General features: G+C 33.5%; 10 protein-coding genes, 2 tRNA genes and 1 pseudogene. 1 reads left to right on the top strand and 12 read right to left on the bottom strand.

Features of this window, described 5'->3' with window-relative positions:
- Window positions 1–9 precede the first annotated feature (9 nt).
- From P5P90_RS06935 to P5P90_RS06915, 5 genes are all read right to left on the bottom strand, one after another.
- A complete protein-coding gene (locus P5P90_RS06935; RefSeq protein ID WP_278036418.1) occupies window positions 10–1,467 on the bottom strand; it encodes a SusE domain-containing protein in 1,458 nt (485 codons plus the stop codon).
- 12 nt (window positions 1,468–1,479) lie between these two features.
- Window positions 1,480–2,961, bottom strand: a complete 1,482-nt coding sequence (locus tag P5P90_RS06930) for a RagB/SusD family nutrient uptake outer membrane protein (protein ID WP_278036417.1) — start codon at window positions 2,959–2,961, stop codon at window positions 1,480–1,482.
- Window positions 2,962–2,973: 12 nt separating this feature from the next.
- Entirely contained in the window at window positions 2,974–4,632 is a 1,659-nt protein-coding gene (locus tag P5P90_RS06925; protein ID WP_278036416.1) for a SusC/RagA family TonB-linked outer membrane protein, read from the bottom strand.
- Entirely contained in the window at window positions 4,566–5,996 is a 1,431-nt protein-coding gene (locus P5P90_RS06920; RefSeq protein ID WP_278036415.1) for a SusC/RagA family TonB-linked outer membrane protein, read from the bottom strand. The genes P5P90_RS06925 and P5P90_RS06920 overlap by 67 nt, the downstream gene beginning before the upstream one ends.
- 217 nt (window positions 5,997–6,213) lie before the next feature.
- Window positions 6,214–7,668, bottom strand: a complete 1,455-nt coding sequence (locus P5P90_RS06915; RefSeq protein ID WP_278036414.1) for a DUF6377 domain-containing protein — start codon at window positions 7,666–7,668, stop codon at window positions 6,214–6,216.
- A 408-nt stretch (window positions 7,669–8,076) separates the two neighbouring features.
- Here P5P90_RS06915 and P5P90_RS06910 point away from each other — a divergent pair.
- Window positions 8,077–9,251, top strand: a pseudogene (locus P5P90_RS06910) (IS3 family transposase).
- 128 nt (window positions 9,252–9,379) lie between these two features.
- On the opposite strand, the gene P5P90_RS06905 reads toward P5P90_RS06910, so the two are convergent.
- From P5P90_RS06905 to P5P90_RS06875, 7 genes are all read right to left on the bottom strand, one after another.
- Window positions 9,380–9,454: transfer RNA gene (locus P5P90_RS06905), tRNA-Val, on the bottom strand.
- A 38-nt stretch (window positions 9,455–9,492) separates the two neighbouring features.
- Window positions 9,493–9,570: transfer RNA gene (locus tag P5P90_RS06900), tRNA-Val, on the bottom strand.
- Window positions 9,571–9,644: 74 nt separating this feature from the next.
- Entirely contained in the window at window positions 9,645–10,865 is a 1,221-nt protein-coding gene (locus P5P90_RS06895; RefSeq protein ID WP_278036413.1) for a bifunctional folylpolyglutamate synthase/dihydrofolate synthase, read from the bottom strand.
- Window positions 10,866–10,888: 23 nt separating this feature from the next.
- Window positions 10,889–11,686, bottom strand: a complete 798-nt coding sequence (locus tag P5P90_RS06890) for an energy transducer TonB family protein (protein WP_278036412.1) — start codon at window positions 11,684–11,686, stop codon at window positions 10,889–10,891.
- A 35-nt stretch (window positions 11,687–11,721) separates the two neighbouring features.
- Window positions 11,722–12,114 carry an ExbD/TolR family protein gene (locus tag P5P90_RS06885; protein WP_278036411.1) on the bottom strand — a complete coding sequence of 131 codons (393 nt, stop codon included), beginning with the start codon at window positions 12,112–12,114 and terminating at the stop codon, window positions 11,722–11,724.
- Between the two features lie 2 nt (window positions 12,115–12,116).
- A complete protein-coding gene (locus tag P5P90_RS06880; protein WP_278036410.1) occupies window positions 12,117–12,821 on the bottom strand; it encodes a MotA/TolQ/ExbB proton channel family protein in 705 nt (234 codons plus the stop codon).
- Between the two features lie 95 nt (window positions 12,822–12,916).
- A complete protein-coding gene (locus tag P5P90_RS06875; protein ID WP_278036409.1) occupies window positions 12,917–13,981 on the bottom strand; it encodes an anhydro-N-acetylmuramic acid kinase in 1,065 nt (354 codons plus the stop codon).
- Window positions 13,982–14,143 lie beyond the last annotated feature (162 nt).

The following is a 14,143-nucleotide window of genomic DNA, read 5'->3' as shown; positions in this document are numbered from 1 at the left end:
AAATACAGTCTAATTGATTGTCATGGTATGAGTATCTAAGTTTATAGCTATCGTATGTGTTCCTGCATTTCCTGACTGTACTTTCCATTTATTGTCCGGACCATCACAGCCATGGGTAATAATATAACTGCCATTTGAAATAGATTGATTAGCTGTAGCTGCATTAATCCAGTCTCCATCGCACCAATCTCCTTTGAATTTCGAAATTTTAAATTCTCCCACATTTAATTGACCCGTAAATGTATAAACACCGTTTGAATAGGTCATAGGAGAAGGAGTACCTATATTCCATCCATTAGGTCCTCCATCACCAATGATGTATAAATTCACTTTTTGAATACTAATGGTATTATTGGCTGTATTTAAAGTAATTTTATATCTACCGGCTTCCGAGGAAGAAACTGTCCATTTATTATCCGGATTACAACCTGAATTTTGTTCTACATCTGTCAAAGTTAAAGCTTGTCCATCTGTTAAAGGACGATACCATTCTCCACACCAGTTTCCGGTAGAACCAGCTAAAATTTTAAAACTTCCAGCCGTGAAATGCGCTTCATAAGTAAAGATGAATGGATTGGAACTACTTTGTGTAAAAGCCTGTGGCGAATTTATATTCCAACCGCTAGAAGATGCATCGCCAACAATGTAAATATTAGAAAATGGCGGAGCACTTACTGCTTCAATAGAAATAGTTAAGTCAAATAAATTTACCGTTACTTTATACTGCCCTCCTTGGGTAATTTCCCACTTCAAATCATCACCACTTCCAGCTATATTATGTACTATTTTAGTCGCATCTGTAGCGTCACGAGTATAAAAATCCTGACACCAGCAACCATTTCTGTTTACAGGTAATTTAAACGATCCTGTGCTTAAAGATCCTTGGTAAACAAACACTCCAGGATTAGATGTTGAAGGAGTCATTTCTGCCGCATTTGCAATATTCCAGCCTGTTGGTGTAGCGTCTCCAACTATAAATAATGTTGTAGAAACAGGCTTGTAAGGGGTTAATGTAAAAGGAACTATTGAAATTTGTGGTTCAGTTTCTAATCCTGCAACCGTTGCAATCACTTTTGCTTCAAAATCTTGAGCTTCTCCCGGACTAACTCCAAAGGTGTTTAACAGTATATAATTTAGATTTTTAATACTTATCGATTGAGAAAACTTATTGACACCTAAATCATATTGAAGAGCATTAGCAAAATTATTATCTGCTTTATCTATTTGTAATGTATAGCTAATCGAAGCACTTGTCCCTTGATTCGTTCCTGTGGTCCAATTGAAAGTAAGGTTTTCATTTTGTTTTGACTCTTGAAGCACTAAATTCGGGTTGGAAACCGTCAGTTTTAACTCATCGTTATAATTAACAATTGAATCCTTTAAAGTTTCTTCACATGAAGTATTCAGTAATGCCATGAATAAGACACTAAGAAAGTAAACTGCTTTTATAAAAATATTTTTTTTCATAATATCTAATATTTAATAACCAGGATTCTGGGTTAATTTTGAATTTCTATCTCTTTCTATCTGAGGGATTGGAAATAGTAAATGTTTTTGCGTTGCATTTGTTTTTCCAATCGAATGAAGAAAATCAAGTGCATATTGACCATTATTCACACGTATCAGGTCAAACCATCTTTGTCCTTCAAAAGCCAATTCTATTCTTCGTTCATGCAATACTTTTTCCCTAAATTGATCTTTACTCAAACCGGTCGCAATATTTGGAAGCCCGGCTCTGTTTCTAACCTTATTTAAAGGGATTTCAGCCTGTGATGTTTGTCCTAACTCATTCAATGCTTCTGCTTTCATTAATAGAATATTTGAAAATCGTAATACAGGAAAATTCATTGGACTGTTATCAAAAGAAGAAACTAGACTCAATGGTACTAAAAATTTTCTCACGTTATATCCTGTGCTTGAATAGGAAGCTTGGTATGTTTTTCCATCAAATTGAGGAGAGCCATCGTACAAAACAGTTACTTTTTTTCTTTTATCATTTGCTTCATAACTATCAATAAATTCTTGTGTGGGTTGATTCCATCCATATCCTCCTCCAACGAAATTGGCTCCTCTAGGCCCCATAAAAGGACTAGTCCAGGCGGCTTGATTTTCGTTATTCCAAAAACTATAGCCTCCGTCGCTAGCATATTGTATTTCAAAAAGAGACTCATCAGAATTTTCTGCATTAGGATTGAAATTATCTTCGTAATTAGTGTTCAATGCAAAGCCCAAGCCTTCTACCTGAGTGGTCAAATCGACTACTTTTTGCCAATTGTTCCCAAGTGTAAGATAGACTTCCGCCAATTCTCCCAAAGCAGCTCCTTTGTTAGCTCTTCCTATATCACTGCCTGAATACTCACTTTTATTGGGTAATAATTCGGCTGCCTTTTCTAAATCAGAAATAATTTGTTGATAAACCAAATCTTTAGAAACTCTTTCAGGAAATAAATCAGTATCTGAACTACCCGGTTCAGTAATTAAGGGTACATCTCCAAAGAAACGTACTAAAATGAAATAATAGTGAGCTCGTAAGAAATAAGCTTCTCCTATTGAACGATCTTTGATAGCATTATCTATCGTTAAAGTAGGAGCTACTTTTAAAACAGTATTAGCCATTAATATTCCCGGCCATGGACCTCTCCACATATCTAAAACGCCTTGATTATCAGTTGTCGTAGTGAAATTAGACATGTCTTGAGTTTCAATACCGTCTGAACCACCACCGGCTCCTACGATACTATTCCCTGCCATGATATCGGTAGTCCACATTCGCAAATTATATAACTTTGGCCATTGCAAAGGTTGATAGGCTCCGTTTACTATTGTAATTAATTCTGTCGCATTTTTAGGATAATTAGAGGTATTTATAGTATCTAATGGTGCTTTATCTAAAAAATCACTCGAACATTGTGTACAAGCTATAATTGCCGTTACAAAAACTATTTTCTTTATAAATTTCATTTTTTTAATTTTTTAAAATCCAACATTTAAACCAAGAGAAAGTGTTCTGGTTAACGGATATACATTATTATCTATTCCGTTACTTGAAACCTCCGGATCAAAACCGGTATATCTTGTGAATGTGAACAAGTTTTGTCCTGACACATAAATTTTAGCGTAGTCGAAAACCTTTTTACTTAAAAGAGTAACTGGAATATTGTAAGACAAGGTCACATTCTTAATTCTGATATAAGAACCATCTTCTATGTATCGGGAAGAGCCTCTGTTATTATTGTTTGGATCTCCATATACGGCTCTGGGAATTGTATTACTTGTTCCCGGAGCTGTCCATCTGTTTAAGACTGCAGCAGATTGATTTGTTGTAATAGACATGGATTCTGTATAAAGTCTATTAGCATTGAAAATATCATTGCCATTTACACCTTGCAAATAAACACTCAAACTTAGATTCCCATAGCTAAGAGTATTGTTTAAAGACGCTGAAAAGTTAGGATTTGGATTTCCTATAAAAGTTCTGTCAGCATCTGTAATCAATCCATCATTGTTTAAATCTTTAAATCTGATATCCCCTGGAGAAGTACTGTTACTTGATGAAGATCCCTGTACTTGAACAGCGTGATTATCAATTTCTGTCTGAGTTTGAAAAATTCCATCTTGAACAAAACCGTAAAAAACATTTATTGGATAACCTTCTTGAATTCTTGATGCATTAAGATTTAATCCCAGCCCTCCCGTTACTAAAGGAGCATCGCCATTTAAGTCAACTACTTTATTTCTATTCATTGAAAAAACAAGGTCAGTTGTCCATGAAAATTTCTCCTTCTTGATGTTTTTAGTATTGATTACTAACTCAATTCCTTTATTTTGGATTTTCCCTGCATTGATGTAAGGAACATAGATATCAGAATATCCTGAAGTAACCGGCACCGATTGAGGAACTAACATATCATTAGTATTTTTGATGTAAGCATCCAATGTCACATTTATTCTGTCATCAAAAAGTGAAGCATCTAGACCAACATTATATTGTTCCTGCGCTTCCCATTTTACATTAGAATTAGGTAAAACAGTTGGAATAGCAGCGCTGACAAATGAACCGTTGAAATTATATAGATAAGTATTGTAATTTGATGAAAAAGAATAATTTCCAATCTCCTGATTTCCGGTAATTCCGTAACCTAATCTTACTTTTAAATCATTTACCACTTTAGACTTGAAAAAACTCTCATTTGAAACTCTCCAGGCCAATGATCCGGATGGAAATGTTCCATACTTATTGCCTTGTCCAAATCTAGAAGAACCATCTCTTCGTACTGTAGCCGTTAAATAATATTTGTTTTTATAATCGAAATTACCTCTGGCAAATGTGGAAAATATTGCCCATTCTGAACCACTTCCATGCAATGTAGCCTGATCAATACCATTGTTTAATGTTTGAGTATTTTCACTTGCAAAATTCTGAATAGAACCACTGATGTATTCAAATTTATTCTCTTGAGCACTCGTTCCCACAACAGCTGTTAAATTAATTCCGTTGTCAAATTTCTTCTGAAAAGTCAAGGTGTTGTCCCAGAGCAATGTAATTGCCTGATTAGAACTTTCACTTAAATAAGCATTTGGAGCCACTTTAGTGTCCCAGGCATAAGAAGGAACCAGGTTCTGGTTTTCCAAAAATTGGCTTCAGCACCTAAAACAGTTTTGAATTTGAAATCTTTTAAAACAGTAAGTTCTCCAAATAGATTTCCCTGAATATTATATCCTTTAGTTGAATTGTCAACTATCGTTGCTTTCCCTATAGGATTGTCCTGATCTCCAGAGTAGATTGGCTGACCTATTGGTCCTGAGAAATTACCATTTTCTCTATATATAGGTTGCGTAGGTAATGATAATAAAGCATTTTGAATATTTACATCTCCCTGCGTCTTTATATCGTGATTTAATTTTAAGCTGTTTCCAAATTTCAAATTATCCGATATTTTAGTGTCACTGTTAAATTGTAAAATATATCTTTTATAATCCGTATTTAAAACAATCCCTTTTTGATCAAAAATATTAAACGAAGTATATACCTTAGATTTTTCATTACCGCTGGAATAAGCCATCGTATAATTATTTTGAAAACCTCTATTAAAATAAGCATTAACCCAATCAGTTCCTTTACCTAAAGATTCAGGGTTTTGAAAATCTGGATTTGGACTTAAACCCGCATTATTCAAAATGTCATTATGAAGACTTGCAAATTGGGAAGCATTCAGAACATCTAACATATTTGTTGCCTCCGAAACTGCTGTAGAAAAATCAAAAGTCAGAGACGATTTGCTAACACTTCCTCTTTTAGTGGTTATAATTACAACTCCATTGGCTCCTCTAGCTCCATAAATGGCTGTTGACGAAGCATCTTTAAGAATTTGCATACTCTCAACATCATTCATATTTACTTGATTGAGACCTCCTGTTAAAGGCATTCCGTCAACAACAATCAATGGATCATTATTACCTATTGTTCCTGTACCTCTGATTCGAAATGTTGGATTACTTCCTGGTTGCCCACTAGTAATTACCTGAACTCCTGCAGCACGCCCTTGAATAGCATCTCCAACATTGGCTACAGGTTGTTTACTTAAATCTCCTAATTTTACAGTAGATATGGAACCTGTTAAGTCTTTCGATTTCACCTCACCATACCCAATTACTACAACAGTATTTAAAGATTCGGATTCTGGTTCTAACTTTATATCTAAGGTCGTTTTTCCATTAGCGCTGACTTCTTTAGTCTTGTATCCTAGAAAAGAAACATTAAACACAGCGTTTTGTGTAGATACTAAAAAATCAAATTTTCCATCAAAATCAGTAATAACACTTTGATTTGAATTTTTTAGTACAACTGTTGCTCCTGGTAATGGTTGGTTAGCTTCGTCCAAAACTTTACCCGAAATTTTAATTTTTCCATTTTGAGCCACCAACAAGAATGGTGTGATGAGAAAAATCAAGAAAAATAGAACTGGTTTTGCCCTATTTAATGAAGTAATTTTCATAATGCATTAATTTTAGTTAGTTATTTAGTTTTTGATTGTGTCGATAAAAAACACTTTCATTACAAATTTGCATAAATAAGCTGCTGACATTACTGAATGAAAAATAGTGTATAGAAAAAAGTAGTTGTTTTTACGTCTTAATTAAATGTATTTAGTTGAAAAACAAAGCAATTACAGGTTTTGTACCTTTAAAAATCATATAGAAAAAAGTAGTTTTTTATAGCTTTAAAGTGGTGTTTTTGAGTAGTTTTTGATCAAAATCATCCTTTTTTACAATAGAATTATTGCGGATTTTTGTTTTAAACGCATAAATGGAATTGACAGAATAGCCTAAAATTTGAGCAATAATTTCATTTTGTGTAATTCCTAAACGAATTAATGCATAGATTCGTAATTCTTTCGTAAGAAATTGTTCCTTTTCTAATTTGATTTTGTACTCTTCTTTCATCAAAAAATTAAACTCATTGATGAAATTGGGAAAAAGATTGATGAAAGCAGTATCAAAATTCTCTAAAAGTTTTTCTTTTTCTCTTTTTAAATTATACCCTGAAACGGTACGTTTTACTTTGTCGTAATTTTCTTCTTCAATGTGATTTTTAATAGTGGTCATGAAAGAATTAAATTTTTCATACACCATATCATATTGAGTAAAGAAAAGACCTAAATATTCTTCTTTAATTTTATTGGCTTCGGATAACTGTTTGTTAACCTGTTTTATCTCTATGTTTTGTAATTTTATTTTTTCATTTACATTTATTAATTGTTTGTTAATCCGTTTCAGATTTTTATGGGCATCGGCTATAATTTTCTTAGCTTTTTTTAATTTTCTAAATTGATAGTAAATAATCAAAACAAAACAGATTGCCAAAACTAAAAAGGAACTTACAATAATGTATTGCCAATAAATTCGTTGTTTTTCTTTCTCTACAATTTTAAGAATTTCCTGTTCTACAAGAGGTAAAATTGCTCCAACCTGTATTTTTCGTTGTTGGGCACCGTAAAAGGATGCGTCCTCATTTGCTTTTTTGATTAGAATTGAGGCTTTATTCAAATCTCCTTTTTTAAATAAAAGTTCAGAAAGTTTAATAATTGCCAATGATTCTTTTGTAGCGGTTTTAATATCTGAAATTACAGCTTCTGTAAAATGTGCAATTGCTTTGTCGTTTTCTCCTAGTTGTTGGTATAATTCACCAAGCATATAATGAACTAAAGCTTGATCATGAGGTTGATTATTCTTTTTTAGAAGAACATTAAAATCTGAAAGAGATTCTTGTAATTTACCATCTTTAGATTTATTAAATGCTTTTAAGAAATAATGAAAAAAATAACCGTCTTCTGTTAATGAAAGTGCTTTTTCCCTATATATATGTGCTAAATTTAAATATTGCTTATTAAAGTAAGGAGTATTACTGTATTCCGCCATATCGCCGTAACAACGTCCTAATACACCATAATAAAGAGTATTGTAGTTAGAATTTTTTTCATCTATTTTAGAAGGTTCCAGAAAATCCAATGCTTCTTTATACATTCCTGATGACACACAAATATCCGCCAGATTCATATTGGCATTAGCTATAAAGGATTTATTATTTAATTGGTATGCCAAATCTTTAGCCTGAATTCCATAATAAAATGCCGAATCACGTTTAAAAACTTTAAAGCGATAGAACATTTCGGTATTCAGATGATAAAGTGATAATAGGTCACTTTTTTTAGTTTTTTTTAAAATTGTTCGAATGCTGTCAATTTCAGCTTTTTTTCTTTATCATACTTTGATGAATTCTCAATGATATGGATTAATGAATTTAACTTGTTTTCTTGAGCTGATAAAGAAGTATAAGTTAATAGTATAATCGTGATTAAAATGTTTAGCTGTTTTGATGGAAATAATTTTGTCATTACCAGTATAAATTTAAAATCAATTAAGTAGCATTATTCTTTAAAAAATTGAAGACGAGCTGTAATAAAGAAAAGTAATTAGTCCGTGTTTTTAGTAAACTCGAAATGTAAATATATGTATTATCTGGACGTGCTAACTTAGCCATCACATAAAGTTAAGAAATAATCTTAATTTTAACCTATGAAACAAGTCCTCAAAATTTATGACAAAGCTTTTAAAGAAAAAGCCGTTCAATTGAGTTATGAGAGAACAAATGTATCAGAACTCGCCAGAGAGTTGGGAATCACAGCACCACAGTTGTATAAATGGCGTAAAGAGTTCGAGGAATTTGGAGAAGGAAGTTTTCCTGGGAAAGGAAATTTAAAACTCACTCCCGAGCAAGAAAAAATTCACGAACTAGAGAAAAGACTCAAAGATGCCGAGTTAGAACGTGATATATTAAAAAAAGCAATCGGCATTTTTTCCAAGAGCGGTCGATGATTTATAGTTTCATAAAAAGCAATGAACAACTATTCCCGATCGAAAAAATGTGCAAAGTTCTAAAAGTGAGCAGCGGAAGTTGTTACCGATGGAAAAAACAAGCAGTCACAGCAAGACAACAACTAAAAATTGCCATAAAAGAACAGATAACATTGATTTATTTTGGAGCCAAACAAAGATATGGAAGTCCTAGAATAACATTGGAACTGCAGTATTTAGGTTATAAAGTTTCACGAATTACAGTTGCAAAATATATGAAAGAACTTGGCTTACGAAGCAAATTAAGCAAGAAGTTCAAAGTTACAACCAACTCAAATCATAATTATTTAGTTGTCGAAAATGTATTAAACAGAGAGTTTATTGTAAAAATGCCTTCAAAAGTTTGGGTTTCGGATATTACATATATCCAAACTAAAGAGGGTTATGTATACCTGACCACTATTATGGATTTATACGACAGAAAAATTATCGGTTGGAGTTTGAGTGACGGAATGAGTACAGAAGAAACTACGCTTGGAGCTTGGAAAATGGCGGTTAAAAACCGAGATATTGATCAAGGTTTGATTTTTCATTCTGACAGAGGTGTTCAATATGCCAGTAAAAAGTTTGTAAATGTTCTTGATTCCTATAAAAAAATAACCCGCAGTATGAGTCGTAAAGGAAATTGCTGGGATAATGCTGTGGCGGAAAGCTTCTGCAAATCTTTGAAAACGGAATTAATTTAGGGGAACAAACTGATTTCTAAAGAACAGATGAAACTGGAAATCTTTGAATATATTGAAATTTGGTATTACAGAAAAAGGAGACATTCCACTTTGAATTATGCAACTATTGAAGAATTTAACAATCAAATTAATTACAAAAATGTAGCTTAACTTAATGTGCCGTTTTTGTTTGCATATCCAGTTCACGCATTAATGTATAATTTGATTATTAGGCAAAAGAAAAAACCCTTTAAATCATACGATTTAAAGGGTTTTGAAACTAATTGTAGTAATACTTGTGGGCGATGAGGGGTTCGAACCCCCGACCCCCTCGGTGTAAACGAGGTGCTCTGAACCAGCTGAGCTAATCGCCCGATAGGTGTGTTTTCTTATCAGGATGTTTTGATAAAAGTGGTGGGCGATGAGGGGTTCGAACCCCCGACCCCCTCGGTGTAAACGAGGTGCTCTGAACCAGCTGAGCTAATCGCCCTTTTATCTTGTGCTGAAATCTTATTTTCAATACGGGTGCAAATATACAGATGTTTTTTGAATCTGAAAGCTTTTTTATAAAATTTCTGCAACTACAAATGTACTTCCTCCCACATATATGAAATCATTGGAATTAGCTGATTCTTTTGCTTTTTTGTAAGCTTCTGGAACAGAGTGTGATATTGCTCCTTTTAAACCGAATTGTGCAGCTTTTTCTTTTAATGTTAATGCTTCGAGTCCTCGTGGTATATTGGGTTTACAAAAATAATAAATGGCATTTTGGGGGAATAAAGGCAAGACTTCATCCAAATCTTTGTCGTTGACAACTCCTAAAACAATATGTAATTGTTCGAATTTTTCGTTTTTGATTTGGTTCAATACAATTTCCAGTCCGTTTTTGTTATGTGCGGTGTCACAAATAATTTTTGGAGATTCACCCAATTGTTGCCATCTTCCCAAAAGTCCTGTGTTTTTTACCACATTTAATAAACCTGCTTCAATATTATTTTGGTGAATAGAAAAATCAGTCTGTGTGTTTAAAATTTTGATGGTTTGTAAAACTGTTTTTTTATTGTGTATTTGATAATCACCAATTAAATCAGAAGGAAGATTTTCGCTAATCAAATCGGAGGCGAAGTAGATTTCAGCATTGTTTTCTTTGGCTTTAGCTAAAAAAACAGCTTGTGTCTCAGGGATATATTCGCCAATAACTACAGGAATGTTAGGTTTTATAATTCCTGCTTTTTCAAAAGCGACCGATTCTAAGGTGTTTCCAAGAAACTGTACGTGGTCTAATGCAATATTCGTTATTACCGAAACTAAAGGAGTGATAATGTTTGTAGCATCTAGTCTTCCGCCCATACCGACTTCGATTAAGGCTATATCTATATTTTCTTTAGCAAAATAAGCAAAGGCTAAGCCTACACTCATTTCGAAAAAACTGATGTCATTGGCTTCAAAAAAATCTTTATTGGAATTGATGAATTCGCATACAAATGCTTCGCTAATTTCTTCTCCGTTGATTTTAATTCTTTCTCTGTAATCTTTTAGATGAGGAGAAGTATAAAGTCCTACTTTGTAACCCGCTTCTTGAAGAATTGAAGCCAGCATATGTGATGTAGAACCTTTGCCATTGGTGCCAGCAACATGTATGAATTTTAAATTTTGATGTGGATTATCAAGGTGTTTTATTAACGCTAAAGTATTGGTTAAATCTTTTTTATAAGCCGAAGCGCCTTGTTGTTGATACATTGGAAGTTGATTGAACATCCAGGCTGTAGTTTCTTGATAATTCATTTAATTGTAAAATTGTAGCAATATTATTCTCCTAATTTGAAGTTTACAGTGATGAAGCCAATTTGCGTTTCAGGAGCATTAGGATCTGGTTGCCATTTGTATTTTCTGGCTGTAGCCAAAGCAGGTTCTATTAAACAAGGATCAGTATTGGTTGTTCCTTTGGTATATTTGGCTGCAATTACATTTCCGTTACGATTAACAGTAATCTGAACGACTACAGTTCCTGATTCATTGCATTTTTGTACTTCTTTTCCACGCGAGCTGATTTTGCGTCCATTTAATCCCCAGCCGCTTCCGTTTCCGCTACCACCGCCAGAACCGTAATAGGTATTGGCATAAGGATTGCCATTTAAGCTTCCTTTGTCGCCTGGTTTGTCATCCGGTCCTTCGCCGCCATTAGCTGTTCCGTTTGATTTTGGTCCATTTATCAAACTCGATAAAGCATCAGTAGTGCTTTTAGAAGGTTTTGGATTTTCTTTCGGTTTTTGTTTAACTTCTTCTCTTGCTACTTCTTTGGTTGGCTGAATTTTTTTAGCCTGTTTCATTACAACTGCTTCCTCGATATCCTGAGATAAAACATCGTCATTGCTAGCAGTAGCTTGTTTAGCTGCTGTAGGTTTCGGAGCTGATTGTACAGGTTCAGTAGGCTGAATATTTCCACTGCCAAATTCAGTTGTTCCAAAATTAATGGCAATACCGTTTTCCGGAGGAGGATCTAAAGAAGTAAGCCCCAGATTTAAGAACAAGAAAAACAGTATCACAAAAATGATAGTTGTGATAATAAAGGAATTTTGTTCTTCTTTTGTTTCTAAATATTTCATGTAGAGTAACACTGTTTTTTGAAATTCAGAGCTAATTATTTAGGTCTTACGGCCAAAACGACTTTGATTTGGTTTCTGTTAGCAATGTCTAAGACGCCAACTGCTTTTTCAATAGGTACACCTTCTTCTGCTCTTAAAATAATGGCTTTGTTTTGATCAGTAGCCATCATTGCTAATAATTTTGATTCTAATTTGGCTTCTGGAACAGCTTCTTTATCAATGAAATATTCTAATTTTTTGTTGATGCTAACCGAAATATTTTTATTACTGTCCGTTTTGCCTTTTGCTTTAGGTAATACTAAATCCAATGCATTTGTAGTTACCATAGTAGAAGTTAGCATGAAAAATATCAATAACAGAAAGACGATATCTGTCATGGATGACATGTTAAATTCGGCGCTAACTTTATTTCTTCCTCTTATATTCATAATTAAGCTGGATCATTTAATAAGTCTAAAAAGTCAACTGCATTAGCTTCCATTTGGTGAACAATTTTATCCGTTTTAACAACTAAGTGGTTGTAACCCACATAAGCGATAATACCAATAACCAAACCAACCACAGTAGTAGTCATGGCTGTGTAAATTCCTTCTGAAAGCGCACCTACTTCTATTTGACCACCCCCAGTAGCCATTTTATGGAATGCCTGAATCATTCCTACAACCGTTCCTAGGAAACCAGTCATAGGTCCGGCACCGGAAATAGTAGCGAGCATACTAACATTTTTTTCTAATTTGTTTATTTCTAATTTTCCGGCATTCTCAATTGCAGTATTGATGTCGTTCAAAGGTTTGCCTATTCTAGAAATTCCTTTTTCAATTAATCGAGCAACTGGAGATTGTGAATGAGCACAAGCCATTTTAGCATTATCGATACGACCATTTTTAATATTGTCTTTTACAAGGCTCATAAAATTAGTGTCAACTTTTGAGGCTGCGTTGATAGCCATCAAACGTTCAAAATAAAGATATAAGGCAACAAAAAGCATTATAAATAAAGCCGCCATGATAACCTGACCTGCTAATCCTCCACTAGTTAGGAGTTCAATGATAGATAATTTTTTTTCAACTGGAACGGCTTCGGCTAAGTTTTCGCCAGCAACAGATAAGGTATCTGCTTGTAACAATATACTCATATAATTTTTCTTTGTTTATTGAAACGCTAAGATATTATAAAAATTGCGATTCTATTGGATAATTTTCGAAACAAATATCAGGCCAAATTTCTTTATCATTGATATATAAATCCAGAACTATGATCTTTTTCTGCGCCTGTAACTGAACTCAAAACGTTAGTTTCGTTTCTTAATTTTAGAACACCTAGCAAAGCAAAAATCAAAGCTTCTTTGAATTCTAGGATTTTCTTTTCAGGTATGACAATGGTCAATTTTGGCAGTTGTTTTTGAATGCAAAAAATTAAAAAATCATTGTAAGCACCTCCGCCAGTAATGAATAAGCGACCTTGTTTTTTGGGTAAAGCAAGAGCCGTTTGTATGGCAATATGTTCGGTAAAAGTCCTTAGTTTATTTTCAATAGAGATTTTATAGCTTTCCATCAGCGGCAAGATTGTTTCTTTAACAAATTCAATACCTAAGGATTTAGGATGTTGTTCCTGATAAAAGTTCAGATTGTTGAGCTTGTTGAGTAATTCTGTGTGGATTTTTCCTGTACTTGAAATTTTGCCTTTGTCATCATAATTTAGTCCTAATTGGTCTGCATAGAAATTCAAAACAGTGTTTACTGGCGAAATATCAAAGGCAATTCTTTGATTGTTTTCTTCGAATGAAACATTAGAAAATCCGCCTAAATTCATGCAATAATCGAAATTGGCAAACAGAATTTTGTCGCCAATAGGAACTAATGGAGCGCCTTGTCCGCCTAATTGAACATCTTCAACCCTGAAATCGCAAATTACTTTTTGTTGGGTCAAAGTTGCAATTTCGGGAAGATTCCCTATTTGAAGTGTGAAACCATTTTGTGGCTGATGCAAAATAGTATGGCCATGAGAACATACCGCATCCAGATTGCTAAGTTGGTATTTATTAATAAAATTAGAAATGATTTCAGCAAGTAATTGGGTGTACTCTTTATTCAATGTTTCGAGTTGTTCTTTTGAAAAATCTACTGCCAATTTCAATTGGTTAACCCAGTCTTCGCTATAAGCTACTGTTTCACTTTCCAAAATTTCAAAACTCCATTGTTCGTTTTTTATCTCAAATTGGATATGAGCCAAGTCAACACCATCAAGTGAAGTGCCTGACATTACACCAATTACGTCGTAGAAATCTTTTTTCATGAATAAAGAATAGAATACGTTTAAAATAGTAAATGCTTAGATAGTATTTTTTGAATAAAAGTAAGTAAATTTAGAAAACACAAAATCAATAAACGAAGATAGATTCTTAAATGGTAAAATAATTTCTGAATTATCAATTGATTGTTCGTTTTTTATTACAAC

The sequence above is a fragment of the Flavobacterium nitratireducens genome (genome assembly GCF_029625335.1).
Taxonomy (GTDB): Bacteria; Bacteroidota; Bacteroidia; order Flavobacteriales; family Flavobacteriaceae; genus Flavobacterium; species Flavobacterium nitratireducens.
Note: the sequence above shows the minus strand (reverse complement) of the source record. Positions and strands in the feature narration are given on the sequence as shown.

Bases quoted from the DNA above. Each gene is read 5' to 3' on its own strand.
- P5P90_RS06935 (WP_278036418.1), bottom strand. From the start codon at position 1,467: ATGAAAAAAAATATTTTTATAAAAGCAGTTTACTTTCTTAGTGTCTTA.
- P5P90_RS06930 (WP_278036417.1), bottom strand. From the start codon at position 2,961: ATGAAATTTATAAAGAAAATAGTTTTTGTAACGGCAATTATAGCTTGT.
- P5P90_RS06920 (WP_278036415.1), bottom strand. From the start codon at position 5,996: ATGAAAATTACTTCATTAAATAGGGCAAAACCAGTTCTATTTTTCTTG.
- P5P90_RS06915 (WP_278036414.1), bottom strand. From the start codon at position 7,668: ATGTTCTATCGCTTTAAAGTTTTTAAACGTGATTCGGCATTTTATTAT.
- P5P90_RS06895 (WP_278036413.1), bottom strand. From the start codon at position 10,865: ATGAATTATCAAGAAACTACAGCCTGGATGTTCAATCAACTTCCAATG.
- P5P90_RS06890 (WP_278036412.1), bottom strand. From the start codon at position 11,686: ATGAAATATTTAGAAACAAAAGAAGAACAAAATTCCTTTATTATCACA.
- P5P90_RS06885 (WP_278036411.1), bottom strand. From the start codon at position 12,114: ATGAATATAAGAGGAAGAAATAAAGTTAGCGCCGAATTTAACATGTCA.
- P5P90_RS06880 (WP_278036410.1), bottom strand. From the start codon at position 12,821: ATGAGTATATTGTTACAAGCAGATACCTTATCTGTTGCTGGCGAAAAC.
- P5P90_RS06875 (WP_278036409.1), bottom strand. From the start codon at position 13,981: ATGAAAAAAGATTTCTACGACGTAATTGGTGTAATGTCAGGCACTTCA.